The sequence below is a fragment of the Photobacterium alginatilyticum genome (assembly GCF_009910675.1).
Lineage (GTDB): Bacteria > Pseudomonadota > Gammaproteobacteria > Enterobacterales > Vibrionaceae > Photobacterium > Photobacterium alginatilyticum.
The window spans coordinates 1-365 of the sequence record NZ_RSEJ01000387.1; the positions used below are offsets into that span (position 1 = coordinate 1).

At 42.7% G+C, this 365-nt stretch carries 1 rRNA gene; it reads right to left on the bottom strand.

The annotated features are described in order from the left end of the window. Positions 1-118: ribosomal RNA gene (locus EIZ48_RS28940) — 16S ribosomal RNA — on the bottom strand; the annotation flags it as partial. Positions 119-365 lie beyond the last annotated feature (247 nt).

Consider the following 365-nt stretch of genomic DNA (forward strand, 5'->3'; position numbering starts at 1 on the left):
CCGCCGCTCGCCGCCCAACAAATCACCCGAAGGGTCAATGTTGTCGCTGCCGCTCGACTTGCATGTGTTAGGCCTGCCGCCAGCGTTCAATCTGAGCCATGATCAAACTCTTCAATTTAAAGTTTTTGATAGCTCAATGAATACTGTTATTAGTTATTTCTAACTAAGAATTGACTGTGCCGATATAGCCGAAGCTATTTCGTATTGGTCACTCAGTTTCATTGATGCCAAATTTGCTTTCACTTTTAAAAAGTGAAGACAAAAGGTTTGACTAATCATTTCACGAGTGCCCACACAGATTGCATGGTCAAATTGTTAAAGAACGTTGACTTTCAATGCCTTGGCGTTAACCGCTTCAGCAAGTC